The 26,055-nt window shown below is 35.4% G+C and carries 28 protein-coding genes; 23 read left to right on the forward strand and 5 right to left on the reverse strand.

All coding sequences use genetic code 11. The annotated features are described in order from the left end of the window. Positions 1-8: 8 nt before the first annotated feature. The 8 genes from H7R46_RS06895 (at position 9) to H7R46_RS06930 (ending at position 8,714) form a co-directional block, all read left to right on the forward strand. The gene (locus H7R46_RS06895) at positions 9-2,468 is read left to right on the forward strand and encodes a fimbria/pilus outer membrane usher protein (protein ID WP_005068653.1); all 2,460 of its coding nucleotides are present in this window, start codon (positions 9-11) and stop codon (positions 2,466-2,468) included. Beyond that, positions 2,459-3,478 (forward strand): spore coat U domain-containing protein, encoded by a 1,020-nt coding sequence (locus H7R46_RS06900; protein ID WP_005068655.1) that lies wholly within the window; start codon positions 2,459-2,461, stop codon positions 3,476-3,478. The genes H7R46_RS06895 and H7R46_RS06900 overlap by 10 nt, the downstream gene beginning before the upstream one ends. 228 nt (positions 3,479-3,706) lie before the next feature. After that, the gene (locus H7R46_RS06905; RefSeq protein ID WP_005068657.1) at positions 3,707-4,393 is read left to right on the forward strand and encodes a glutathione S-transferase family protein; all 687 of its coding nucleotides are present in this window, start codon (positions 3,707-3,709) and stop codon (positions 4,391-4,393) included. A 7-nt stretch (positions 4,394-4,400) separates the two neighbouring features. Beyond that, positions 4,401-5,162, forward strand: coding sequence for an SDR family NAD(P)-dependent oxidoreductase (locus H7R46_RS06910; protein WP_025469809.1), 762 nt, complete (start codon positions 4,401-4,403; stop codon positions 5,160-5,162). Positions 5,163-5,171: 9 nt separating this feature from the next. Beyond that, positions 5,172-5,855, forward strand: a complete 684-nt coding sequence (locus tag H7R46_RS06915) for an SDR family NAD(P)-dependent oxidoreductase (protein WP_005068662.1) — start codon at positions 5,172-5,174, stop codon at positions 5,853-5,855. 78 nt (positions 5,856-5,933) lie between these two features. After that, positions 5,934-6,491: a chorismate mutase gene (locus tag H7R46_RS06920; RefSeq protein ID WP_005068664.1), complete on the forward strand. Its 558-nt coding sequence runs from the start codon at positions 5,934-5,936 to the stop codon at positions 6,489-6,491. A gap of 49 nt (positions 6,492-6,540) precedes the next feature. Continuing rightward, on the forward strand, positions 6,541-7,554 hold the full coding sequence (locus H7R46_RS06925) for a hypothetical protein (protein ID WP_005068668.1): 1,014 nt from the start codon (positions 6,541-6,543) through the stop codon (positions 7,552-7,554). 608 nt (positions 7,555-8,162) lie between these two features. Further along, positions 8,163-8,714 carry a TetR/AcrR family transcriptional regulator gene (locus H7R46_RS06930; RefSeq protein ID WP_005068670.1) on the forward strand — a complete coding sequence of 184 codons (552 nt, stop codon included), beginning with the start codon at positions 8,163-8,165 and terminating at the stop codon, positions 8,712-8,714. Positions 8,715-8,790: 76 nt separating this feature from the next. Here the strand turns inward: H7R46_RS06930 and H7R46_RS06935 are convergent, their stop codons facing one another. Further along, complete coding sequence (locus H7R46_RS06935) at positions 8,791-10,971, reverse strand: TonB-dependent receptor family protein (RefSeq protein WP_005068671.1); 2,181 nt, start codon at positions 10,969-10,971, stop codon at positions 8,791-8,793. A 497-nt stretch (positions 10,972-11,468) separates the two neighbouring features. Between H7R46_RS06935 and H7R46_RS06940 the strand changes: the two genes are divergently transcribed. Continuing rightward, on the forward strand, positions 11,469-13,703 hold the full coding sequence (locus H7R46_RS06940) for a TonB-dependent receptor (RefSeq protein ID WP_005068674.1): 2,235 nt from the start codon (positions 11,469-11,471) through the stop codon (positions 13,701-13,703). Positions 13,704-13,797: 94 nt separating this feature from the next. Continuing rightward, positions 13,798-14,481 carry a Fe2+-dependent dioxygenase gene (locus H7R46_RS06945; protein ID WP_032013140.1) on the forward strand — a complete coding sequence of 228 codons (684 nt, stop codon included), beginning with the start codon at positions 13,798-13,800 and terminating at the stop codon, positions 14,479-14,481. A gap of 41 nt (positions 14,482-14,522) precedes the next feature. Here H7R46_RS06945 and H7R46_RS06950 read toward each other — a convergent pair whose 3' ends face one another. The 3 genes from H7R46_RS06950 to H7R46_RS06960 all read right to left on the reverse strand — a co-directional run bounded on the left by H7R46_RS06950 (position 14,523) and on the right by H7R46_RS06960 (position 16,666). Beyond that, a complete protein-coding gene (locus tag H7R46_RS06950) occupies positions 14,523-14,918 on the reverse strand; it encodes a Fur family transcriptional regulator (RefSeq protein WP_005068678.1) in 396 nt (131 codons plus the stop codon). Positions 14,919-15,315: 397 nt separating this feature from the next. Beyond that, on the reverse strand, positions 15,316-15,831 hold the full coding sequence (locus H7R46_RS06955) for a hypothetical protein (protein ID WP_031945291.1): 516 nt from the start codon (positions 15,829-15,831) through the stop codon (positions 15,316-15,318). A gap of 112 nt (positions 15,832-15,943) precedes the next feature. Continuing rightward, a complete protein-coding gene (locus H7R46_RS06960) occupies positions 15,944-16,666 on the reverse strand; it encodes a type 1 glutamine amidotransferase (protein ID WP_005068684.1) in 723 nt (240 codons plus the stop codon). A gap of 265 nt (positions 16,667-16,931) precedes the next feature. On the opposite strand from H7R46_RS06960, the gene H7R46_RS06965 reads away from it, so the two are divergent. The 10 genes from H7R46_RS06965 to H7R46_RS07010 all read left to right on the forward strand — a co-directional run bounded on the left by H7R46_RS06965 (position 16,932) and on the right by H7R46_RS07010 (position 23,156). Beyond that, positions 16,932-17,162 carry a hypothetical protein gene (locus tag H7R46_RS06965; protein WP_182924249.1) on the forward strand — a complete coding sequence of 77 codons (231 nt, stop codon included), beginning with the start codon at positions 16,932-16,934 and terminating at the stop codon, positions 17,160-17,162. A 150-nt stretch (positions 17,163-17,312) separates the two neighbouring features. After that, on the forward strand, positions 17,313-17,687 hold the full coding sequence (locus H7R46_RS06970) for a TonB C-terminal domain-containing protein (protein WP_005068687.1): 375 nt from the start codon (positions 17,313-17,315) through the stop codon (positions 17,685-17,687). A 262-nt stretch (positions 17,688-17,949) separates the two neighbouring features. Next, complete coding sequence (locus H7R46_RS06975; RefSeq protein WP_017386729.1) at positions 17,950-18,219, forward strand: hypothetical protein; 270 nt, start codon at positions 17,950-17,952, stop codon at positions 18,217-18,219. Between the two features lie 306 nt (positions 18,220-18,525). Then, entirely contained in the window at positions 18,526-18,984 is a 459-nt protein-coding gene (locus H7R46_RS06980) for a hypothetical protein (RefSeq protein WP_005068693.1), read from the forward strand. A 185-nt stretch (positions 18,985-19,169) separates the two neighbouring features. Beyond that, positions 19,170-19,367 (forward strand): hypothetical protein, encoded by a 198-nt coding sequence (locus H7R46_RS06985; protein ID WP_005068696.1) that lies wholly within the window; start codon positions 19,170-19,172, stop codon positions 19,365-19,367. 183 nt (positions 19,368-19,550) lie between these two features. Next, on the forward strand, positions 19,551-20,060 hold the full coding sequence (locus H7R46_RS06990) for a hotdog fold domain-containing protein (protein ID WP_005068700.1): 510 nt from the start codon (positions 19,551-19,553) through the stop codon (positions 20,058-20,060). Positions 20,061-20,076: 16 nt separating this feature from the next. Then, complete coding sequence (locus tag H7R46_RS06995; protein WP_005068702.1) at positions 20,077-20,649, forward strand: lysozyme; 573 nt, start codon at positions 20,077-20,079, stop codon at positions 20,647-20,649. 566 nt (positions 20,650-21,215) lie between these two features. After that, positions 21,216-21,458 (forward strand): hypothetical protein, encoded by a 243-nt coding sequence (locus H7R46_RS07000; protein ID WP_042783342.1) that lies wholly within the window; start codon positions 21,216-21,218, stop codon positions 21,456-21,458. 183 nt (positions 21,459-21,641) lie between these two features. Then, the gene (locus H7R46_RS07005) at positions 21,642-22,748 is read left to right on the forward strand and encodes a minor capsid protein (RefSeq protein ID WP_086260929.1); all 1,107 of its coding nucleotides are present in this window, start codon (positions 21,642-21,644) and stop codon (positions 22,746-22,748) included. A gap of 144 nt (positions 22,749-22,892) precedes the next feature. After that, entirely contained in the window at positions 22,893-23,156 is a 264-nt protein-coding gene (locus H7R46_RS07010) for a hypothetical protein (RefSeq protein WP_032013260.1), read from the forward strand. Between the two features lie 56 nt (positions 23,157-23,212). Here the strand turns inward: H7R46_RS07010 and H7R46_RS07015 are convergent, their stop codons facing one another. Beyond that, positions 23,213-24,067, reverse strand: coding sequence for a DMT family transporter (locus H7R46_RS07015; protein WP_032013258.1), 855 nt, complete (start codon positions 24,065-24,067; stop codon positions 23,213-23,215). 222 nt (positions 24,068-24,289) lie between these two features. Here H7R46_RS07015 and H7R46_RS07020 point away from each other — a divergent pair, with 222 nt between their 5' ends. From H7R46_RS07020 to H7R46_RS07030, 3 genes are all read left to right on the forward strand, one after another. After that, positions 24,290-25,159: a LysR family transcriptional regulator gene (locus H7R46_RS07020; RefSeq protein ID WP_005073761.1), complete on the forward strand. Its 870-nt coding sequence runs from the start codon at positions 24,290-24,292 to the stop codon at positions 25,157-25,159. A 190-nt stretch (positions 25,160-25,349) separates the two neighbouring features. Further along, positions 25,350-25,481 carry a hypothetical protein gene (locus H7R46_RS07025; protein WP_002114618.1) on the forward strand — a complete coding sequence of 44 codons (132 nt, stop codon included), beginning with the start codon at positions 25,350-25,352 and terminating at the stop codon, positions 25,479-25,481. Positions 25,482-25,756: 275 nt separating this feature from the next. Further along, the gene (locus tag H7R46_RS07030) at positions 25,757-26,044 is read left to right on the forward strand and encodes a hypothetical protein (RefSeq protein ID WP_005068707.1); all 288 of its coding nucleotides are present in this window, start codon (positions 25,757-25,759) and stop codon (positions 26,042-26,044) included. The last annotated feature ends 11 nt before the right edge of the window (positions 26,045-26,055 follow it).

A 26,055-nucleotide genomic window follows, 5' to 3' on the forward strand; every position in this document is an offset into this window, starting at 1 on the left:
AGGCTTATATGAAATACATTATAGGTGTCTTATGTGTTGCGTATTTTCCTGCATATTCTTTTGCCGAACAGTTACTAGATCATACGAATACTGCAGTTCCCAGTGTTCCTAAATCTGTAGGTAGCAATGGTGAATATACACAAGTAGGAGCGAATGAGCAGGAGCAAGATATTAATTTCATTCATCTATTTTTAAATGTTTCGATTAACTCAAATGCTAATGAAGATTTGGTTGCAGTAAAGCAATCTAAGGATGGAAAACTATATATTCGATCTAGCACTTTAAAAACTTTAAGACTAAAAATGGATGAACATATCCCAGATAATCAGTGGGTATGTATTAATGATCTAAACGGAATCCAGTTTAAATATCTAGAGAATGAGCAGTCTTTAAACTTAAAAGTTCCGTCGAACATGTTAACGGGTTATTCAGTTGACTTAAGTAGTCAGCAGGTCACTAGCCCGCATTTGCTAAAGATGAAGCCCTTAAACGCGGCTATTTTGAACTACAGTCTGTATAACACCATAACCAATGATGAGAATGTTTTCTCAGGTACGGCAGAAGGGATCTTTAATAGCGCAATCGGTAACTTTTCTTCAGGCGTTTTATATAACGGTAGTAATGAAACTAGCTATAGCCATGAAAAGTGGGTGCGCCTAGAAAGTAAGTGGCAATATGTTGACCCTGAAAAGATCAGGATATATACCCTAGGGGACTTTATTTCTAATAGCCCGGATTGGGGAAGCAGTGTCCGTCTGGCCGGTTTTCAGTGGTCGAGTGCTTATAGCCAACGCGGGGATATTGTCACTTCGGCACTCCCTCAATTCTCTGGCTCGGCAGCATTGCCTTCAACCCTAGATTTATACGTCAACCAGCAAAAGATTTATTCAGGTCTAGTGCCATCTGGTCCCTTTGATATTAAACAGCTTCCGTTTATTTCAGGAAATGAAGTCACACTGGTGACCACAGATGCAACGGGTCAGCAGAGCATTACCAAAAAGCCGTACTATTTTTCATCCAAGATTCTGGCAAAAGGTATTAATGAGTTTTCAATAGATGTTGGTATTCCGCGCTACAACTATGGACTCTATTCAAACGATTATGATGATGCCACCTTTGCATCAGGTGCGATCCGATACGGTTACAGTAACTCACTGACCTTAAGTGGTGGAGCAGAAGCTTCGACAGATGGGTTATCGAATCTCGGCACAGGATTTGCCAAGAATGTTTTGGGTATTGGCGTGATGAATGCCGATATTGCAGCGAGCCAGTATAAAGATGAAAACGGCTATTCTGCCTTGCTGGGTTTAGAAGGGCGTATCAGTAAGAACATTTCATTTAACACCAGTTACCGCAAAGTATTTGATAACTATTTTGACCTAGCCCGTGTATCTCAAGTGAGATATTTAAAAGATAACCAGATCAATGCCGAGTCACAGAACTACCTGAACCACAGCGCACTGGCAGATGAGATTTTCAGGGCAGGGATTAACTATAACTTTTATGCAGGCTATGGGGTTTATCTGGGCTATAACCAGATCAAATATAGTGACAACTCCTATAAATTACTGTCTACCAATTTAAGTGGAAGTCTGGACAAGAACTGGGGGTTTTATGCATCAGCGTATAAAGATTATGAAAACCACAAGGATTATGGAGTTTACTTTGCGCTGAGATATACACCGTCCAGTAAGGTGAATGCGATCACGAGTGTATCTAGTGACAGCGGTAGCCTACGGTATCGTCAAGAAATATTCGGATTATCAGAACCGCAAATTGGTTCATTTGGCTGGGGTGGTTATGTTGAGCGAGATCAGGATGCCAATGAAAACAATGCCTCGATTTATGCCTCTTACCGAGCACGAGCAGCTTACCTGACGGGACGCTATAACCGATTTGGGGATAATGATCAGGTTGCACTTTCGGCGACGGGATCATTGGTTGCGGCAGCGGGACGTATCTTTGCGGCTAATGAAATTGGCGACGGCTATGCGGTCGTCACTAATGCAGGGCCACAAAGTCAAATTATAAATGGCGGGGTCAATTTGGGAGAAACTGACAAGTCTGGAAGATTTCTGATTCCTAGTCTCATGCCATATCAAGTGAACCATATTTATTTAGATCCATCGTATCTTCCTCTGAATTGGAATGTTAAATCTACAGATCAAAAAACAGTCGTGGGTTACCGTCAAGGAACTTTGGTCGACTTCGGTGCTCATCAGGTCATTTCTGGATTAGTGAAACTGGTTGATGAAAATAATTCGCCGTTAATGCCAGGTTATACCGTTCGAATTAATGGTCAGCAAAATGGGATGGTTGGGTATGATGGTGAAGTATTTATTCCAAACCTATTGAAGCAAAACAAACTTGAAGTTGATCTTCTGGATCATGGCTCCTGCCAAGTTGACTTCACATATAACAGTAATCAGTACTCAACTAAAAAATTGGGACCTTATGTATGTCATTAAATATTATGAATAAGGCTCAAATAGAGAGCTATAAGTTTTTTCCATTGTTTTTAAAATACTTTGTAGGTATTTGCTTATTTTATCTTGTTTATGCATTTTTTAGTCCGGCACATGCAGCTTGTACGGTAAGTGGGACCACAAATAACACCTTTATCTACACAGCAGCAAATATCAATAGTGATGCAACCGTAAACCTTTCAGGAACAATTACTTGCACGAATTTAGGGCTTCCCCAGATTTCTAATTTCATGTGTATGAAAACCGTATTTACGGGAACCACAAATGCAATTAACAGTGTTTCATTACCCTATACAGTTACTGCAACTGTAGGCGGAGCTGGGTCTTCTACCACAAACCAAACCTCCAATGTGTGGTATGGCCCAGTACCAACAGTCGCATCAAATAATATTGTGAGTTTCTCGGTAAATATAAAAGTACCAGCTCGAACAGGGTCTCTCATTGCATACCCTCAAGGAACATATACGGCTTCGGTTCGGTTGTATTGGGATATGGATCTTTTGGGTTTGTCATGTGGTGATTTACTTGGTGGCTGGGATTCAGGCGATACATTGCTAACAGCAAACTTTGTGGTCCCAAGCCTGTGCCAATTAAACTCAACCTCAACTGTTGATTTTGGAAATATCAATGATATTAGTACAACGAGTCGTGATTACACAGCGCAAGGAGCAGTGAATACGACCTGTAATTTTGGAACGCCATATAGTATTTATTTAGGGGATGGTAATAACCGTATAGCTGGGGGCTTTAGGCGTATGATCAATAGTAATAATGAATTTATTCCCTATCAGCTATATAAAGATTCTAACTATAGTACGGTATGGGATGCCACGGGAGGCGTAACCAATGTTGGGGGAACAGGGGGAGTCTCAAAAACAGGTACAGGAAGCGCTCAAACGACTACAGTTTATGGAAAGATTCCGCAAGGTACCGCCATCGCAAGTAGACCTGGCGTCTATTCTGATAGTGTTGTTGTTACAGTGACTTATTAATTTTCTAATCTATTATATAGGAAGTTCTTTTTAAGGCAGAGCTTCCTATAATTCAAATTATATCGCTTGAAAAATGTTCTGAAATAAGTAGTAAAAATCAAATAATTCTTAGCTTTCGGAACTTATTCGTCATCAAAAATAGTTTGACTTAAAAAAACATTCTGTATATTTATTGATTAGTTCTAAAAGAGAACTAGATAAAAGGCAATTAAAAATAAAGGTGAATAAATGTCGAATATTATTTTACATCAATGGGAAATTTCTCCATTTTGTCAAAAAATTTCAAGGGCTTTGAGATTTAAGGGAATTCCATTTGATACAGTTAACTACAACGGCATTCTTGGAGCGAAAGTTCCTCTGCTAAGTAAGGTGGGTAAAGTACCTGTCATTGACCATAATGGTCAGCGAATTCAAGACAGTACTCGGATTGCACGCTATCTAGATGAAGCTTTTCCAGACACACCTCGGCTTTACCCTGAAGATCCAAATCAAAAAGCTCTTGCTGAACTTTGGGAAGATTGGGCAGATGAATCTCTTTATTTTTATGAAGTCTATTTACGCGTAAATGACTCAGAAGCTTTAGAAGAAGCGATTCGCATTAGTAGTATTGGTCGTCCAGCTTATGAAAAGCCTATGGTAAAAGGTTTTATTTTAGCCGAGTTGAAAACACAGCTTTTCTTTCAAGGCTTAGGACGTATGAAAGCTGAAAATGTTGAAGAAGAATTTATACGACATCTCGACCGTATTGAGCAGGTTTTGTCACAAAGTGAATGGTTAGTTGGAAACAGCCAAACCATTGCAGATATAGCTGTAGTTGCTCAACTCGGTGAAGTGATTCGTACCAGTAAAAAATTTAGTAAAGAAATTTTGAATCGTCCGTTTATTGCATTATGGTATAAAAAACAAACAGGGTGAAATGTCTATGACATCAGCAACACTAGATAAAAAACAAGATTGTGCGGTTGTTATTGGCGTCGGGGCATCACAAGGTATTGGTGCAGCGGTGTGTCGTCTTTTCGCCAAAGAAGGCTTAAAAGTCTATGTTGCTGGACGTACTTTCCAGAAAATTGAAGCAGTGGCTGCCCAAATCCATTCCAATGGTGGAGATGCTGTAGCGTTTCGTTTAGATGCAGAAGATATACACCAAGTACAAGCCCTATTTGACACCATTACAAGTCAAAATGAACGCATTACTGCTGTAATTCATAATGTGGGAGGGAATATTCCTTCCATCTTTTTACGCAGTCCATTGTCGTTTTTTACTCAAATGTGGCAATCCACTTTTCTATCGGCCTATTTAGTTTCTCAAAGCTGTCTAAAAATCTTTAAAGATCAAAATCACGGTACGCTTATTTTTACAGGTGCGAGTGCGTCTCTACGCAGCAAACCTTTTTTCGCAGCTTTTACAATAGGAAAATCTGCCTTAAGAGCTTATGCCTTAAATCTAGCCCAAATCTATAAGTCACAAGGCATACACATTGCTCATGTGATTATTGATGGTATGGTCGATGGCGATAGAGTGAATAAAGCATTATTTGGTCTGGGGCGGTTAGCTCGTCTTACGCGTGGCACTGGCGGACTTAATATTGATGCAATTGCAGAAAATTATTGGATGCTTTACCAACAAACACCTCAGCTCTGGACACATGAGTTGGATTTACGCCCTTATCAAGAAAAATTTTGAGAGACTAAAATGCTAAAAAAAATATTTCAAAAATTTCAAAAAAAGCAGGGCTGTGTTGTAGTGGCTGGTCATGACCTTCAACTGATTGAGCGTGATTTTGTAATTCTAGATAAAAACGCACATTTTCCATTACATCTTTATCAAGTTGTGCATGATTCAACCGCGCAAAAGATGAAAATACATTCTATAAATGATGGCGTGACAGCAGTACATTTAAATTTAGTGAATGCAGATCACTTAAAATGCTTATTGCGTTATATTTCAAAACACGGGCATACCATTGAACTCTGTGTATTTCAGCCGAGTTTTTCATCTTCGCCCAATATTGAAGCTTTATCTTTAGAAGAGATTGAACACAGTTGGCAGACCACAGGTTTAAGTGCAGTAAGTGTCGCTCAAGCTGTGATTAAACCTATGCTTAAACAACAGCGGGGCACGGTTATTTTTCTTGGCGCACCCTCTAATCACTCGACCCATTACGATGTGTTAAGCCAAAGCATGTTTGCAAGCATCCGTGCTTTATCGCAGTCATTGGCGAGAGAGTTTCAACCCAAAGGCATTCATGTTGCTTATTGCATGATTGAAAAATGGGAAGGGCAAAACCAGCACTTTACCTCATCTCTCAAGCAAGTATGCCAACACATCTATCAACAACCTAATTCTGCATGGAGCCAAGAACTTAGCCTATCTTAAAATTTTACTTTCACATGTTCTTGAAATACAGTACTGATCTGAAATGATCATAGAACAATAATTTCGGTAGGTTTTTAAATGGTGAATATAAAGAGTTTTCAGCGAACGGTTCAAGTAGTGTCGACCTTGGCAGCTTTTATGTGTTTTTCTTCACTCGCGCAAGCTTCACAATACACTCAAACTGCTCGTTTAGTTAACGAACGCTTATCTTATATGAAGGATGTTGCAGGTTATAAAGCAGAGCAGCATTTACCTATTGAAGATTTAACTCAAGAAAAGAAAGTTCTGGATCAATCACTTTCTGAAGCCGAATCTTTTGGTTTAAATAGCGAAACAGTAAAGCCATTTATTGTGACGCAAATGAATGTTGCCAAGGCCATTCAGTATCGCTATCGCGCAGATTGGTTATCGAGTCCAGAAAGCAATTGGAAGCCACAAGATTTAGCAGAAGTACGTTTAAAAATTAGTTCTTTGAACACTGAGCTTCTAAAAAATATCGCTTATGAACTTAAGAAAAATCATAACAAAGCACCTCATGGCTGTAGCTATATGTGGCCTGTTCAGCATCCACAACTTAAAGAAGCCGACAAAAAAGCTTTATGTGAGACATTAAATAAAATCAAGTTAAGAAAATGAATTTATTTAAGATAATTAAAGCATTGAATTTTTTATCAGGAGAGTTTTTATGAAAAAAACCTCTTCAATATCTTTCCTTTTTAAGAAGAGGTATTTACTGATACTTTTGTTAGTTGCACTCTTTGGTTATGGCAAATACCACAATTACAAAGAAAAGATTTTATTTAGAGAATATTATTTACATCCACCATTGTATAGAGAGATTTGGCCATCTGAATTTGACCCTAATGGAGTCACATTAGATATTCCAGCAAATTATCTTATGGATGCAACTGCTATTTCTGAATCTTCACGAAAGAAAGATCTTGAATTCAGAGAAAAGCAACGATATGAGAGTAATAAGCCCTTATGTGATAGATTTCAATGTACTGAACTTTTTCAAGTTCTTTTACCTGATTACAAAGGAAAAACATTAGAAAATTTACATATTTTTAATCCTGAATCAATAAGAGCTGAGTATGAAATACCTAAGGACTGGCAAGAGTTTCATAAGTATGTAATTTGGTTTTCCTTAAATAGTTGGATATATAAGAACATAAATGCTAGTGCCGCAGAAATTAAAATGGGTATAAATTTAAGTTCAGTGTTTCATCCGAAGGATTATTTTGAAACACCAAAATTAATTAAATATATACAAACTAAACCAGCTCCAGAATTAGGCTTAACAGAAGTTGTATCACTAGATCCTAATTTACCAGGCGGGTTCTATAAAGTTCTTGTTTATAAGGATTGGCGAAAGAAATATCCTGATGATGTAACAGAGGATTATAATCATTATAAGATTTATTTTAAAAAAGACGCTGATGGAAATATAGTCTCTTATATTAGTTGTAGTACTTTTGCTCGAACTTATTTATTAAGTAAACCAGATCCTGAACAGGCTATTCTAGAGGACTATGCTAAACCAAATCAGCAATACTATTGTAGTCATACTTTTAATGTGAAGGGACTGCCGCTGAGTATTACCGCACATTACAGTGATATGCATTTAGCTGATTGGCAGAATATAGAAAATAATTTAACTCGGCTTATACAGTCATTTCATGTAAAAGAGACTAAGTAAGTTTCAATATTTAAAGCTCTTGTTATTTAAAGAGCTTTTTTATATTCAATACTCTTACTTCTGCAGTTTAGAACATTGACACCCAAAACCTCTCCGATTATCCTTTGCCTGCTGGCCACATTGCCAGTCGGTTTTAGCAGACCGTTTTCATCTAGATCATCAAAAGAGCAATTTTTTGGTGTCGAACTCGTTCGTCTCCCTTCGTAGCGGTAGGACGGAGGAGGGACGCCTTCGGGCGTGCCGGTTCCTAGATGACTGGTCTGCTAACCCTTCTTCGTTCTGCCACCATAATCATTTAGCAGTGATTTGGTAGAACTTCTATTTCATCTAGGAGTCCGCTATGCGTACTATTTTTTCTTTATTGGCCTCTGCCAAAATCTCTCTATTCATTCCATTTAAACAGTCTTTAAAACGGTTTAATCGGCTCTAGGTTTTCTACATCTTAAGAATCGTTACGACTAAAAAATCATAGCAACAATAAACCTGAGATAGGCGAGCACACCTTTTTTGTGCCGCTTTTGTATGCCTGTTTTTAGCGCACAATTTAAGAGTGACAGCATTTCTATCTCATTTACTTACAAAAAAAAATTATTTTAAACGGTATAAAAATGCCAAATTTAGAAGCATCATTTAGAGCACTTTGCGTGCTACATGCGGCAAGAGATTTGTTTAATCAATATGGGTTTTACATTGGGGTTGACCGAATTATTGAGGAGGCCAAAATTCCCAAAGCCACTTTTTATAACTACTTTCACTCCAAAGAAAGGCTCATTCAGATGAGCTTAACTTTTCAAATAGATGCATTAAAACATGAGGTGTTTTCAATTATTCATTCGTACCGTGAACTTATGATGTTTGATAAGCTCAAGAAAATTTACTTTTTACATGCAAACTTAGAAGGTTTTTATCGTTTGCCATTTAAAGCCATTTTTGAAATTGAAAAGCTTTATCCAGTGGCCTATAAAATCGTGATTGACTACCGAAACTGGTTCATTAAAGAAATTCATAAACTGCTTGTAACCGTAAAAGCGACTGCTACAGTTGAAGATGCCTACATGTTTTTGTTTGTGATTGATGGGGCAATGGTCCAGCTTTTAAGTGCAAATAAGATCGATGAAAGAGATAAGTTATTAGAATATTTTATGTCGACGCTCGCTTAGATTGGTTAGTACTCTAAGGTTTAATTCTTATAAAAAAGCCCTCCGAGGAGGGCTTTTTATTCAATTTGGTTTAGCTTTAAAAATCAAAAGAGGTTTGTAGATAGAACGTACGTGGCAGTCCTACATACTTACCGCCAGTAGAGTCTGTTGAGCGAGTAAAATATTGCTTATCAAAGACGTTTTTGATTCCGCCCGCTATTTTTAAACCTTTAACTTGTGAACTTAAGTCATAAGAGGTACGTAGCGCAAAAGTAGTATAACCCGGAATATCTCCATATTTACCATCAGCGGTTTCTTCTGTTTGATAGACATTACTATCTGGAAGATCTGGTGAATGCTGCTTTGACTGCGCAAACATGTCAGCATTTAAAGACCATTTATCTACTGTATAACCTAACCCAACATTACCGACATGACGCGAGTAAAACGGTAGGTCTTTATCTTTGAATTGACCAGCTTCAGCGACTGCTTTGGTGAAAGTATAGTTGCCATATACTTTTAAGCCTTCCAGTGCATCAGATAATTGACCGAAATCATAGCTAATACCCGTTTCGACACCTTTATGGCTGGTTGCCCCTAAGTCTGTCCAGATCCCGTTATTAGCAGCATCACGAACCAATGAAAGCTCTTTATCAAAGTCTAAATAGAACACGGTAAATTCGGCATTTAAACCATTGCCCAAATATTTGGTTCCAATTTCATAGTTATTCGACTTTTCAGGATGTAAGCCTTCGGTTGTAGCCGTTGCGGTTGTTCCTTCAAGACGCGCTAATTGGCTGTATTGCTGTGGCCCGAAAGATACACCTGCATTTGCAAATATATTCCAGTTTTCATTTGCCGAGTACATCACAGATAAACTTGGCAAAAATTCGTCTGAATCAATTTTTGGATAAACAGTATTAGGTTGTCCTTTGTTATAACCCGTGAAGTTATTATGGGTTTCAATTGATTCGAAACGAACACCCGGTGTAATCGTCCAACGGCCGAGTTCCATACGGTTGTCGATATATACCGCATGTGCTTTAGTACCGCCTTCGCTACTACTACGCGGAGCAAAATCTGGCACTGATGAACCTGCTGCATAAGAAGCAGTACGTCCAGCAAATTCAGAGCTTTCTTCTTTTAAGTAACGATATCCCACCGTCACTTCGTTTTGAGTATTACCTAGTTCATAAATACGTGAGTAACGTGGTTCAATTGCATAGACTTTATAATCACGTGGCGCAGAATCGAGGCGCTTGTCACCACTTGCTAAAGTAGTTTCAAGATTACTGGTACGGAAAGAGTCGATATAGTAACTCAGAACTTCGAAGTTATTTTTTTCATCTTTATGGTTATAACGTAAAGAGACATCTGTACGTCGACCTGCAAAATAGTTTTTTTCACCAGAAGACTGATAAGGGTTTTCAGCATATTGCGCCTGAGTTAAACCCTCTGGCATTTCGCCTCGACCTTCATAATGATGCAAATTTAAAGCAACCGAGTCTTTATCATTAAATTGATAAGCAGACTTTAGCATTACGTCATCGATATCAATTTTGTTGTTAGCTTCTCGATAACCGTTTCCTTTAGTCCCTGAATATAGAAGGGCAAGACCTAAGCCATTATCTAAAGTTCCACCCACAAATAGATTAGGGCTGAGCTTTACTTGGTCAGTACCAGAAGCATATTCTGAAGTTAGGCTAACAGTTCCGCTAAAATCTTGAGGAATTGATCGAGTAGCAAAGTTAATAATTCCGCCTACGTTTTGAGGCCCAAAACGAACTGATCCCGCACCACGTACAACGTCAACTGACTCAATATTACCAATTGAAACAGGTGCCAAAGATAACTGTGGCTGACCATACGGTGCAAATGAAAGTGGAACGCCGTCTACTAGAACTGTTGAGCGAGGTGATAGGCGAGATGCTAAACCACGAACCCCGATATTGAGAGAAACATCACTACCACCTGTGCCACTACTGTCTTGAGCCTGAACTCCAGGAACTTGCTTTAGAGCTTCGCGCAATGAAGTTGCTGCCGTTTCATCTAAACGCTTACGGTCAACAATAGTTCGAGCGCCAGCATGTTTGTGAACGGTTTCAGTATTAGCTTCTTCTAGCCAGTTACCTTGCGCCTTAATGGTAATGGTCGGTAACGTTGTATCTTCAGCATGTGTAGGAAGTGCGAGATAAGTACAAGCAATTCCGATTGCATAGCTAAGTGTAGAAACTTTGAACTTAAAATTTGGGAGTGAAAGAGGGGTTGAGCGGTCCATGTTGATGTATCGAAATCCTAAACGATAATTATAATCATTATAGCGAAAAAGTAACAAAATTTTATAAAATGGTTTATGTTTTTTTTAAGAATTTTAAACTTTTTCTAAAAGATTGCTTTTGATAATAATTTCAAATAGCTGACTATGATTTAGATATAAATAATAAGATTCTAGCTAGACATTGGCTGTTAAAAGATCGAAGCCCTCTTATGTGCAGCCACGTATAATTTCTATTTAAAGACACAGTAAGTATAAGAGTGGTAGGGGGCTCAAAAGTACACTATTACAAACTTAGAGTAGATAATCAGGTAATAAGTTGAGTTTAAAGGCTATTTGTGTGAAATTGAAAATAATTTCATAAATATTTTTAATTAAAATCAAAGAATTATTAATTTTTATTGAACATTTGTTATAGGATTTTTATATTAAATTATTGTTTTAATAATCAATAATCATTATTATTCGCGCTAATATTTACATGAACACACAAAATACATATGGAATTTATTAAGTCTCGCAAGAAGATCGCTAAATCAGCAATAGCTTCTTCATTATCAATTGTAGCTACAACTGCAATGGCTGCTCAGGAAAATTCTGTAGCGCTTCCATTAATTCATGTTCAAGCAGATGCAGAAGTTGCACAGAGCCTTAAAGTTGATAAATCGGCTAACTCTAAATTTGTCGCACCTCTGTTAAATACACCAAAATCAGTTTCAGTAATTTCAAAACAACTTATTGAAGATACCAAAGTAAATACATTAAGCGACGCACTTCGTACGTTACCAGGCATTACCTTAGGTGCTGGAGAAGGCGGTAACCCGAATGGGGATCGACCATTTATTCGTGGTTACAATTCAGAAAGTTCGATGTACGTTGATGGTATTCGTAACTCATCATCACAAAACCGTGAAATGTTTGCTATCGAGCAAGTTGAAGTGACTAAGGGGTCTGCTTCTTCTATGGGTGGTGCAGGTTCTGTTGGCGGTAGCATCAATATGATTTCTAAAGTTGCTAAAAAAGGTGACTTTTTAGAAGGCTCTGTACAAGCAGGTACCGATAATTATCAACGTATCACATTAGATGGTAATAAAGACTTCGGTAATGGTACTGCTGGTCGCGTTGTTCTTATGGGGCATAAAAATGAAAAAGCGGGTCAAAGCGATGGCGCTGAATACAAGCGTGTAGGTATCGCACCTAGTATTACATTTGGATTGGATACACCAACACGTGCAACTTTAAGTTATTACTACTTAAGATCTGATGACACTCCAGATTCAGGTGTTCCATATAATTACGATACGGCTAAAAAGGCAACTGTTGGTAAGCCTGTTGATGTTAAACAAGGTATTTACTATGGTTTAAAAGGTCGTGATTTCCAAAAACAAGAAAATCATATTGGTACTTTTAAAGTAGAGCATGATTTAAATGAAAATCTTACTCTTGCTAACACCGTACTCTACAGCAAATCAAAAAATGATTACCTTTGGACTCAGCCAGATGATTCAAAAGGTAATGTAGCAAACGGTAAAGTTTGGCGTCGTATTAATTCTCGAATTACTGACACTGATATTTTCACCGATCAATTATCTTTAAGAGGTAAGTTTAATACTGGAGCTATCAAGCATAGCTTTAATGTCGGTGCAGAATACAGTGATCAAGAGTCAGATAAAGGTAGCTACACGACAACATATCCGGGGTATGCAGGTTCTACAACGGGCGGTTTTAATAGTGATTGTGCTATTAATGATGCATGGTGTACTTCATTAACTAATCCTAATTCTAAAGATGCGTGGTTAGGTGGTCGTATCGCCAATAAAGCAACTACGACAACGACTACAAAAAATACTTCTGTCTATTTATTAGATAATATTGAGTTTAATCCTCAATGGTTACTTGATTTAGGTGTTCGTTGGGATAAATTTGATACCGAACAGGTGACAAATGCCACTGGCGCTAAAATCGAGAGTAATAAAGATTTTGTTACTTACAATGCAGGCGTAACTTTCAAACCTACTGAAAATGGTAGTATTTATGCAAGTTATGCAACTTCTGCTAACCCTGTAGGTGTTGATGGCGGTGATGGTTCTGAGTCAATCGGTCAAGCTTATATGGACCTTAAACCAGAAGAAAGCCAAACCATTGAATTGGGTACAAAGTGGAACGTTCTAAACGAAAAACTTAATTTAACTGCTGCCATTTTCCGTACAGAGAAACAAAATACACGTATTCAAGTTGACTCAAGCACTTATACGAATGGCGGCGATAGTAAAGTTGACGGTATTGAACTTTCAGCAAACGGAAATATCACTGATAAATGGGCTGTGAGTGCAGGTTACACCTACTTAGATAGTGAAAATACTGATCCAGGGCCAAGTTGTAGTCGTGCTGGTGTATGTAATCCAGAAAATGCAGCTAAGGGTAAGCAACTTCCAAACGTACCTAAAAACTCTGCAACTTTATGGACTACATATAAAGTATTGCCTCAAGTTACTGTGGGTGCTGGCGCTTTCTATGCTGACAAAGTATATGGTGATGCAGCTAATACAAAATGGGTTCCTTCATATGTTCGATATGATGCAATGGCTCGTTATAACGTTAACAAGAATGTTAACTTGCAACTTAACTTAAATAATCTTTCTGATAAGCGTTACTTTACTAAAGCATATGCTTCACACTATGCAACTGAAGCAGAAGGCCGTAGCGCAGTATTATCAGTTAACTTTAAATACTAATAAGTTTAAAAATTTATTAGTTTGAATAAGTAATCTAAAATAGCCTCAATATGAGGCTATTTTATTAATTAAAGCTATTTTTAAAGGTATCGCCGTGATTCACCATATTCCAAATGTACTTAATAAAGACCAAGTCCAGTTTTTCCGTCAAGAAATGGACAAAGCAGAATGGGTTAATGGAAAAGTCACTGCTGGTACACTTTCAGCTACAGTAAAACATAATCAGCAATTGCCTGAAGAAGATCCTCTAACTCATCAACTGTGCAATATCATTCTTGATGCTTTAGGAAAACATCCATTATTTCTATCTGCCGCAATTCCCCTAGATATAATCCCACCATTATTTAATCGCTATGAAAATCATGAGTCTTTTGGTTTTCATGTAGATAATTCAATACGGCTCATACGTGGTAGTAATCAGCGTTTAAGAACAGATTTATCGTGTACGGTTTTTTTAAGTGAGCCAGAAGAGTATGAAGGTGGGGAACTCGTAATTGAAGATACGTATGGATATCATGAGATTAAATTACCTGCTGGTGATATGATTTTGTATCCATCTACCAGTCTACACGAAGTCACCGCTATTACTTCAGGCTGTCGTATAGCGTCTTTTTTCTGGGTTCAGAGCATGATTCGTGATGATGCAGAGCGACATATGTTATTTAATCTAGACCAAACTATTCAAAATTTACGTATGCAACTAGGTGATGATCATAAAGAAGTTTTGAACTTAACCAATACTTATCACAACTTAATTCGTAAGTGGGCTGAGGTTTAAATAACAAGGCGAGTAATTAAGTAGCGTAGATTATTTATAGGCTACTTATAAATATTTACTTCAATATTTAACGCTTTTTCATCAATTTTTTTCAACAAGCATTCTAGTAGTTCTTCTACTTTTTCATCATATTCAAAAGGATGAGATTTTCCAGTTTTGGTATTAATAAGATTTAAACTAATTTTATTAGAGGCTGGTCTATAAATCCCTCTATTACTTTTACCTAAAACAACTCTTTTAATTAATTTTCTATGTTCGAGTTCCGCTAAAGTACGATATATCGTGGCTAGACTAATTTTTAAATTTTTCTTTTGAGATAGTAGATATATTTCTTCTGCAGTTATTCCCTTATCGTTCTCATGTAGAAAACGAAAAATAGCAACTCGCGAAGGTGTAGCTGATAAACCCATTTCCATTAACGCTTGATGATAATCCATTTAGTTCATCTGCTAATGGCTTCTTTACATTTAAATTGATTACTAAGGCTTTTTAGTAGTAGGTAAAAAAATCTATTTGAAAACCAATGATATTAGTCTTAATTGTAAACCATTTGGTATAAAAAGTATTATGATAAAAAGTAAAAATACTAATAGAAATAACAAAAGTTAGCAGTCGATTCTTTTTTAGAAGCTCATATTTACCATACCATTAAATTTTTAGACTCTCATGACCTGAGTTCTATTTTGCTCAATGATCTCTGTTAGCTTTTCACATGATTGATTTACTTTTGTTATAGGTGAGGCGGCAATACCTATGAATTGAGAGTTGTAAAGATGAAGGAAGTGGCATTCCTAAAAGTAACATTTAAAAAGCCCTCCGAAGAGGGCTTCAAATTTATTTAAAGTTAGGTTGATTTAAGATTTTGTAGACCTTTTCTTTATATACATCATTAGAAATAACACCTTTATCTCGCTGTTGTTTTAGCGATTTAAACTGTTGGCCACGAATTTCTCTTTGAATACCCACATTATCATGATGTCTAATGTAGTAAAGACTACGCTCATGATCGCTCATATTCACTGTTTCATCAGTAAACGAAGAAGGCTTTGCTTCATTTTCTTGATATTGTTTTGCAATTTCAAAAAAATCTACGTTTTGAGAATGAGGAGAATTAAATGAATTTTGTTGTTCAGTCAGCTGATAGTTCTGAGTGTTAGAATTTACTTCAAGCATACTTTTATGCTGATTAAATCTAGGGCGGTTATATTCTTGTTTGGTTTGAAATGTGTTTGTTTCAGCAAAAGTGGAAGAAGAAAAAAGCCCAATATTTAAAGATAAAAAAGTTAATAAAAATCTATTCATTTCTTTGGGAGTCCAATTGAAATTGAGTAAATCACTGTATTGTAACATTAAAATTTGATTTTTGAAGGTTTGACTTCAAGTATGCTTGATCAACTGGTAAATAATAAGATCTGTAGCGGAGCGTAAAAGCCAATTTAAAAAGGCTTTTTACACTCATTTTTTAAGATCCTTTTGAATATTCTTCTTTCAATTTATCCAGAAAAATAAAGAGGTTTTGATTCATTTCTTGATAGTCATGCTTCCGTAATTCTTCACGAGTATTCACAAATTTATAATTGTGAGCATCATTTAACTCGACTTCTGAATGTTGAATCAATAATTCAACTACTTCTGAAGTTAATTCCATATGACATTGTAGGCCATAAACTAATTTGGAATATTCAATAATCTGTCTTGGACAGCCTGCGCTAAAAGCAATAATTTTTGCGTTGGGAGTTAAGCCTGGCATGTCGTTATGCCAATGGCCAGCTTCGGCCATTTTTCCTAAGTGAGAAAACTTAGAATGTGTTATTCCATATTCTGTAAGCATAATTGGAAACTTACCAATTTCTCGCTCAGGGCTGTGTTCAAACTTGGCACCTAAAGCTTCACCGATCAATTGAGATCCTAGGCATACCCCAATAACCACTTTATTTGCTTCAATTGCTTTTTTAATGATTGCTTGTTCTGCTATTGAATTAAAGTGAGGGCACATATCTAATGTAGTATCAGGACTTTGTGGACCACCCATTACAATAAGAAAGTCAATATCTTCAACAGAAGTTGGCAAAACTTCATTTAAATACACTCTTGAATAGGTAATTTTGAAGTTATTCATTTTGCCCCAAATTTCATATGCGCCAGGCGCTTCAAAATCTTCATGAACAATAAAATGTAACCGCATAACAATCCTTAAAATCTAAACATTAATAGGTAGATCATTGGTTAAAAATCAAGGAAATATTAAAATTAGAATAGGGTCTTTAATACATCCAGTTTTGAAAACTTATATGGGCCAGCTTTATTTTTTTTATCGAAGTTGAAATTAATTATTTGTTTTTAAAATACATACGATATATTTATTGTTAAGTTAAACTAAATTATTCTGGTGTGACAATAGCAGTTCAATTTGTTAAATTGTGTAGCTTTTATCAAAGTGGACAAAATTTATGAAGACATTTTTAGTTATATCTTTATTGGGTTTTGGGCTGATTGGTTGTGCTTCATCTCCATATAATTCTCAAGGAAATTATTTGAATAAACCTCCAATAGTTCCAGAGAATAAAGCTTTTAATAGTTTTAAAACACCTGAACACGGGATTTTTACTGATCGAGATGTCTATAATATAAATATATCAGAAAATTCGAATCTAAATTTTCGTTATGAAGTTCCTTTTTAAAGAAAAATAAAATATTAACTAAAAAGGACGGAGCAAAGGTGTTATGCCACCTTTGCTAACTCATAATAATCAATGATTAATACAACCTTTTGGGTGGTTTTTTAAATTCTAAACTGTTAAATTTTAGTTATTGAAAATAAGGTATTTTAAATGAAAAACTTCACTATTGTTGCTTCTTTATTTTTGTTAGTTGGGTGTGCCACAGGTCACAAACAAGTCACTCCTGCGCCAGTGGCTGATAATAAAATTATTTCAGAGGCTGAAAAATATAAAAAACAATATCAAAAGAAAATTTATAAAACATGGGATATTCCCAAGTCTTCTACAGGTATGAGTGCAAGCGTTAAAGTCTTTTTAACGGATACTGGCGAAATCGAGCAAATTATCTTTTTAGATAAAGAAGAGCAAAAATTTAAAACAAGTATTGAAAAAGCTATCTGGCGTTCAAGTCCATTTGTTTTACCATCTAATCCGGAAGTAAGAAAACAAGCAAGAAAATTCAATATTAAATTTCAGGTAAAATAAAAAAAGATCTTACTAAACATAAGGAGCGGATTTAAAGGCTTTTCATTTATATTAAATTCGCCCCTGTCGTTATAAATATCTGTGATATTATTTGCTTTAAAATGTAGAGGCTGTAGAAATATTAAATATACTAATTAATATTTTTTGATAACAAAATATAAAAATTAATAACATTTTTTTAAAAGTAAAGAAATAAAACTTTAAATACATAGCGAATTAATATAAAAGAATATATAAATATAGAAGTTTATCAAGAAAAATTATGAGTGAAGTGAAGAAATCTTTTAAAGAAAGTAAGACAACATCAGTTGTAGCATGGGTTGTGATTTTGTTTGGAATTGTCTTAGGCTTGGCTTTTATTTTGTCATATGGGCAAGTTGAAACTCGAAATGATAATTTAGATATTATTCAAGTGTGGTCTAAAGAAATGGTGACTGTTGGTCTTTTTATTATATTTAATGGACTACTTTTCGGTTACTTGTTTTTAAAAATTAGTAGTATTTTGAATCACCTTGAAAACAATAAAAATTAAAAAATATCTTAGTAAATTAATATCTTATATAAGCATATTTCATATTAAATGGATGGTAAGTTAGTATTGGAAGCATTGCTCATCTATAAAAATAAATTGAAAGAAAATTTTCAAAATCTTCTTTTATTTTGGTATTTTTTGTTGCATGTTTCACATTTTTAAATGTTTTTGATAAATACCTTACTATTAACTTTCAAAAACCTTGTATTTCTTACATTTAGTTGATGAGTTTTACCCTATCTTACATAAAAAAATAATAGTTTAAAGAAGTATATAAATATACGCATGAGAAGATAGGAGGTTAAGATGCCAAGATATCTAGCTATAGCAGATAAGGTTTATAAAAAAATTAAAAATGACAACTTGTTTTCTGATGATGTAATAGAAAATTTAAATTGTTTGGTTGGGCTTATTCGTAATGCGATAAAAGGTACTGAATTCAAATTAAAGTATAATTTTATTAATTTTGAAGACTGCTTAACCAAGCCCATCGAGCAATGCTCGGTAAAAATTGATTTTAGTCTTATGCCTAAGTTTGAAAATGAAGGTGAGTTTATTTTATGGCTTGCAGGATTTATTGAAAGAATCACTGAGGGAGGTAAAGCCAAATTTCCTCCTATTTCTCAATTGGTCCCTCAAGGCTTTAGTATGGGAAATGAAAATATTCCAGTAACTACTTTACCTGTAAAAGAAGAAAATGCAGAAATGATTGTTAATTATTTTAAATCAGATGATTATATTAAAAATAATAAACTACCTTCTTAAAATATATAAAAGTTATAAGCCAATTATCCTATCAATTTAGAGCTTAGTAACCGCCTTCGAGGGCGGTTTTCTTTGTTATATGTATCTTAAAGTGTCTGTTACATAAATGATGATTGTTTCATGTTGAATGTATCTGTTAATTATTTGAGCATGGTATGAGACAAGTGAAGTAAAGGATAAATCTCATGATAGATGAAGAAAAACCCTTAAATTTTGATGATGAAGAGCCTCTTGATTTTGCAGATGAAGAATTTATCGATGATAAAAAAGAGGATGAGTTGTATAACAGTATTACCAAAGATGGCTCTAGTGTCGATCCGGCAGATGATGGTGAGCGACATATTCGACCTGAAGATGGCGATCCCATAGAAGTCGAAGAATAATCTATAGCCCAATTTTATATTGGGCATTTTAATTTTTAGCTTATTTGGTTGAACAACAACAAACCCTAGATGTTATTCAAAAATTATCATTAATGACTTAAAAAACATGAAAGTTAAGCAATGAGTCTAGAGATATGAGGCTATATATTTATTAAATTCTTATTCTCAGCCAGAAGTAAAACTATGAGTAATTATATTTATAAATTTGCCAACCAAATCAAACATAACGCTGTACCATCAATTAATGACGTTTTGCTCGCTTTTAGAACATTGAAAGCAATACCAGGTGGATTAACGTTGTTGTCAAAAGTTGTTAGCCGTGTTGCTCCATATTTTCAAACAGTAAATCCAATTATTCAAAAACTAGATGCTGACGTGTGTGAAGCTTTCATCAAAAAGAATAAATCAGTCGAAAATCACATAGGAACAGTTCACGTTATTGCCATATGTAATGGATTAGAATTTGTTATGGGTGTACTAACCGAAGCATCTATTCCTCAACATTTAAGATGGCTACCTAAAGGGATGAACGTAAATTATGTCGCCAAAGCCGATTCTGATATTAAAGTCGTCGCAACAATTGATGAAGAATGGAAAGTTGGCGATATGCAAATAAAAGTAAATGCCTATAGAGCAGATGGACAGCCTGTAGTTCAAGGGTATATTACACTTTGGGTTACAGAGAAAAAGTAAGATGACAGAGGATTAGATGCAAAAAATATTGGATTATCTTTGCAAGCTTTTTACTACCAAGTCTCGGTCACGTGCCGCTACAAATAATCCGATTGCTACCGCAACAGACAATGGCGATGAGGAAATTGGTTTTGCGGTAGATGAGATGTCTATGAGTCAGGAAGGGGTAAATCATATTTGTAATTTTGAAGGATTAAGTCTCAGTGCTTATGATGATGGCATAGGTGTCTGGAGCATTGGTTATGGCACAACCAGATACCCAAACGGTTTGAGCGTTCAAAAAGGTGACACATGTACTCTTGAGCAGGCCAAAGCATATATGCAGCATGATTTGAAAATATTTGAGCGTGCAGTCAATGGCGCTGTAAAAGTTCCTTTAAAGCAAAATCAATTCGACGCATTAGTCTCACTAAGTTATAACATCGGGGCAGGAGCCTTTAAAAAATCGACCTTATTAAAAAAATTAAATTCAGGTGATTACAAAGGGGCCGCAAACCAATTTGATGTATGGGTAAACGCAGGCGGTAAGCGTTTGGCTGGATTGGTTAGACGCCGCGCTATTGAAAAGAAATTGTTTTTAGAATCATAGTCTTTTAATTCTTTATAGGGTTTGATCAGAAAAGCCATTCCGATCTTTATAAAATCTAAGCATAAAAAAAGCCTGATGCTACGAATCAGGCTTCAGTATTCATCGACAATAGGAGTTGATGAACAAGACCAATCTAACAGACCTGTTTAGTAAAGGCAAACCAAGGCTTGAATCGCTGAGTCAGATAAAAGTAATTTTTCCAAATTACACGCATTAAAAAAGCCCTTGCTCGAAAGCGAAGGGCTTAGTCATTCATTGATCTACCAATGAACTATATAAGGCTCATCTCATACTAAGTTCAGTATATCTGAAATTGGAGCAACTGAGAAGAAAACCTTATAAATACCTTTTTCATTCTATTTAAACTTAATTTATTTGAGCGTATAGCAAGTTACATCATTGGTAAATCAATACACAAAACTTGCACTTTGCATTTTTAAGGGTGTGGTATTTGTGTAGGCTCTGATTGGCTTAGGAAATAAAACAATAGCTATCTTTTAACGGTTCAATATAATGTTTGAACATGTTGAAGACATCAGGAGCTAGATATAAGCAAGGAAGTAAATATGAACTTAATTAGATTAGAAGAACTTTCATTGATGAGTAATGCGGTTTTAACACCTCAATTAAACAATTGGCCATGTATACAATCATCAAATACGGGTACTACATATGCTAATAAGAATACAGACAGTTTTTCTGGACAATCTGATAAAAAATTTTATAAAGAATGGAGTAAAGCACAAAAGAAAATACTTAAAAGTATTCCGAGTAATGCTGTTTTACTCAGCATTAAAGAGATTGTGTAGTTTAGACACGAGCCAAGTTTATAAAGATATAAATTACAAGGATAAGCTATTAGCTAAATAACTTTACGTAGGTACACTTGTTAGTCATAACTTATTCTAGAGATATTAATAATAAGCAAATTACATAAGGTAAGACAGAAAATAGAAAATAACAAAAAAGGCAATTCTGTAGAGGTAATTTTTATGGTTAATCTTCATCAGAAATCACTTTTTGATGTTCTGACTCAACATCAAGCTTATCTATATCGAGCATCTTCAAGATCGGTCAATGAACTTCTTAATTTATTTAATTCCGAAACGGTTAATATGCTTACCAAACTAAGTAACCTGTTAGATGAGCTAAATGAAAAGGAAAAAACCGCATTGGCGGGTGGGCTTTACTCAACAGCCCTATTAAAAGAAATACGTGCACTGATTTCTCAGTGGTTTAATACTACTAACGATATGCTCATTGAAACTTTTACCATCTCTGCTGTGGCATTGGCTGTCTATGAAGCCAAATATATGTCAAAAGTTTTTGGTGGCAAACATAAAGAGTTAAAAGGTGAACAGCTCTATAAAGCTGCTAAACGTGTTCCTTTAGCGGGTGGAGCATTGGTGGATGAGTTACTTTCTACAATTGCAGAGGTCGCCCGTCAAAGAGTGGAGTATGCAATTCGGGATGGCCTCAATACTGGTGTGACGAATCAAGAAATTATTCAAAGGATTCTAGGAACTAAACGCCTTAAATATGAAGATGGACTACTAAATAGCTCTAAGATTGATATTGAACGAACTGTGCGTACGATTCGAAGTCATATATCCAATCAGGCCTATTTAAACAGCTATAAACAGTTAAAGTTTGAACATGTCAGATTTGTAAGTGTTCTTGATGGCAGAACCTCAAAAATATGTGCAGCCCTTGATAGTAGTGTGTGGAATATCAATGATCCTACAAAAAAAGTTCCGCCTTTACATCCTCATTGCCGCAGTATTCTAGTTCCAACTCATGAAAATGGTCAGCTAGTTGGCAGCCGAGCCTTCATTATGGATGAGAGAAAATTTAGGGATATTCCTAAAAATGAACGTGAACAATTAATTGGCCAATTAGATGCAAATATGTCATTTAAAGAATTTTTTAAACTAACAGATGATTTCTTTCAAAAAGAGTGGTTAGGGCCTAAAAGATATCAATTATATAAAGAAGGACAATTCGACTTTGATAAGTTTTTTGATCCAGAAGGACGGTTGTATACACTTGAGGAGCTTAAAGAACTTGATGAGCGAGCTTTTAAAGTATTGGGATTGTGAGATAGAGTAGAAATATTAGAGATAATATTTTTAGTTTTAACTAAATACACACACTTAAACAATTAGTTGAAAAAAGTTTCAATAATCTAGCCAGATAGCATGTTAAGTTTTTCTCAATCATAAAAATTTAGAAAGGATCAAAACATGAAATTTTCCTACCAAGATCTTGCTGGAAATAATATTGAAGTGGAATGTGAAAGCTATATCCATATTCCATCAGGTGCAGCTGTAAAATCTACAGAAGCCGGCAATTACCATATTACTGAAAATTTCAGCTTCTATAAAAAAACTCAAGCTGATTCTGTGCCCATCTATCGATTTGCTATTGATCGTAATTCTAATGTTTTTAATAGCGATGAACTGCCAGCATTAGCTCAAATTGGTAAAGATTGGAAAAACTTAGACTAGTCTTTAACTCAGCATAAAGCCCTCAGTCGAGGGTTTTATAATGTACTTTAAATGAGTTATTTCTTTTTAAATACAAGTGTTAAGCCTATTAAAATCGCAATCATTCCTATTAAGCCTGCAAGCGGTAACTTGTTTTTTAAAATTAAAAAATCTAAAAGTGCAGTAACAACAGGGACTAAATAGAATAGGCTTATCACATTTACAAGATTGCCCTGATTTAGAAGTCGGTAAAGTAAAAGTTGAGCAACTACAGAAATTAAAATTCCAAGAAATAAGACCGAAATAATGAGTTGTGAATTCCAAGTTATTTCAAAATGTTCAAACGGAACTATAAATAAACAAACTAGAAGGCTAACTACATATTGGAGCGGTAAGACATCTGTTGGAGCTTGTTGAATGTTTTTTTGCATGATGGCACCAAAAGTTATACAGATCAGTGCTGCTAAGGCAAAGAATATTCCGATTGGAGCGATAAAAGACATAGTTAAGCTTTTCCACACTAAAAGTATGAGTCCGGCTAAAGCAATCAATAGACCTAATAATCTCTCTTTTTGTAAATTCTTTTCTAAAAGACATAGCGTCAAGATTGGCTGTATTCCCATGATTGTGGCCATTAAACCAGGGGTGACTCCGTGAGCCATGGCTTTAAAATAACAAATTGAATAACCTGCAATAATAAGGAGTCCAGTTAATAAAACTTGCTTTCGAGTTCCATGCTTAGGTAAAAGTCTTTTTGTAAAAATAGCAATTAACAATAAAACAAACAAAGCTGTGGCAAAGCGCAGAATTAATAATGCTATAGGTGAGGCACTGTCGAGTCCCCATCGAGTAAAAATCGCAGCACTCCCCCAAAGCAAAACGAAAGTGGATGTCGCACTTTGTGACACAAGCATCTGTTTATTTAGGCGCATAAAACCTCCTCCTAGTGCGTAATACCTAAGAAATACGAAGTGATAAAATTGTTAGTAAGGACAGTGATTAACGAGTTATTCAGTTGTTAATCAATTCACCGTTAGCGACGTTAAAAATAAATTGTTTTAACTTCTTATAAGCTCAGTATGAAAGAGACAATAAATAAAGAAAAGCGCATAATTCTTTTATATACTATTTGAAAATCGAATAGATAAATTCTAATGACTTTAAAAAATTTACAGATTGATTGGCTAAAGTGTTTTGTCACCGTAGTAGATACAGGCTCTTTATCAAACGCAGCACCTGAGTTATATCGGTCACAGTCAGCTGTTAGCATGCAACTAAAAAAACTTGAAGAAGCCCTACATTGCCAACTTTTAATACGAACGCACCGACAAATTGAATTAACGTCTCAAGGACAGCTACTTTTAGGTTATGCGCGCCGTATTCTTGACTTACATGCAGAAGCCCAAATGGCATTTCACGGAGATGAGCTGAAGGGGCGTATACGCCTTGGGGTGCCCGATGACTATGCTGCAAAATATTTAACTCCTGTGCTTAAGCGTTTTGCTCCACGTTATGGAGGTGTTGAAATTGAATTAATTTGTGAGCAGTCTACTTCGTTAATACCACGGGTAGAAACTGGGGATATAGATTTAGCATTAATTTCGAGAGATAACGCTCGTCAAGGAACACTTTTATTTCATGAACCAATGGTGTGGGTAGGCTCTCCACAATTTGAACTCTGGCGAGAAGATCCACTCCCAATTGCAGTTTATGAAAGTACAAGTCAAGCCAAAAAAAGTGCTATTAATTCTTTGGCCTTACAGGGACGCCGTTATCGGGTGGTATACAACAGTTCAAGTTTAGCTGGTCAAATTGCAGCGGTGGAAAGTGGTTTAGCAATTGCCGTGTTCACACAGTGTAGTGCACCTGAGCATTTAACTATTTTAAGTGCTGATCATGGCTTAGGACCTTTAGAACCTATGGAGGTCGCTGTGTACCGAAGCCGGGCATCTTTGGAGTCTAAAGCTGTAGATCACTTATATGACTTACTCCTCAAAACGCTCAGGCATTCAGTTAATATTTAATTTAAGTTTATTTTAGGTACTGGGCTCTGAACGTGGTGAGTTAAATTTTAAATGGGCACTTAAAGTTAAAACTAAATAGCTTTACATTTTTGCGCTAAATCTACAAAAAAGCCTAGAAACCTATGCTGATCGTAAAACTAATAAAAAGTATTTATTAACTCATCAATCTAAACAATTCATGAGGTGAAACATGACAAAAATTATAGCGACCTTGGGTTTAGCCGCCTTTATTTCTTTGAGTGTGAGTGCTTGCCAAGGTGAAAACGACACAAAACAGCAAGATAAAACCACAACTCCTCATTCAATGGATAAAGATTCATAATCTAGTTGAATGCTCAAAGCCCATCGTAAGATGGGTTTTTTTTATATCTTTTTAATTTTGTCTTAAAGCGTGATTTGTAACACAAAATATTTATTTTTAATGGTGCTGTTCAAAATATGTTGACTAATACACTTGGTTTTAAATATATTTAAATTAGAAACTCATTATTTTAAATAGAACTCTATATTTAAAATAAATTGGTTCAAATATCCTCAGATCAGAAATTTAACCTTTAAGTTTGATTATAAAAATATTAACTAATCAAGGAGGTAAGTATGGACGCTAAATTTCATTCTGAAAATGAATATGGTTTTATTTTAAATATATTGAACAACTATGTTGTTATAAAGAAGACATTAAAAGATGATCATTATCCTTATGATTCATTTGGTTATCTTCTTGCTCTTTATCAACCACTAAAAGTCTATATCCCTCAGCTTCCACATCCAAAAATTTATATTGAGGTTGGTGGAATTTCTTATGACAGAATGATTGTTATGCAAACCGAGGATGAGGCAAAAGCCATAAATATTTTATTGAATTTAGGACAACTTGTTGCTTAACAATGAAGTGA

This window comes from Acinetobacter sp. BEC1-S18-ESBL-01, from assembly GCF_014169935.1.
Taxonomy (GTDB): domain Bacteria; phylum Pseudomonadota; class Gammaproteobacteria; order Pseudomonadales; family Moraxellaceae; genus Acinetobacter; species Acinetobacter pittii.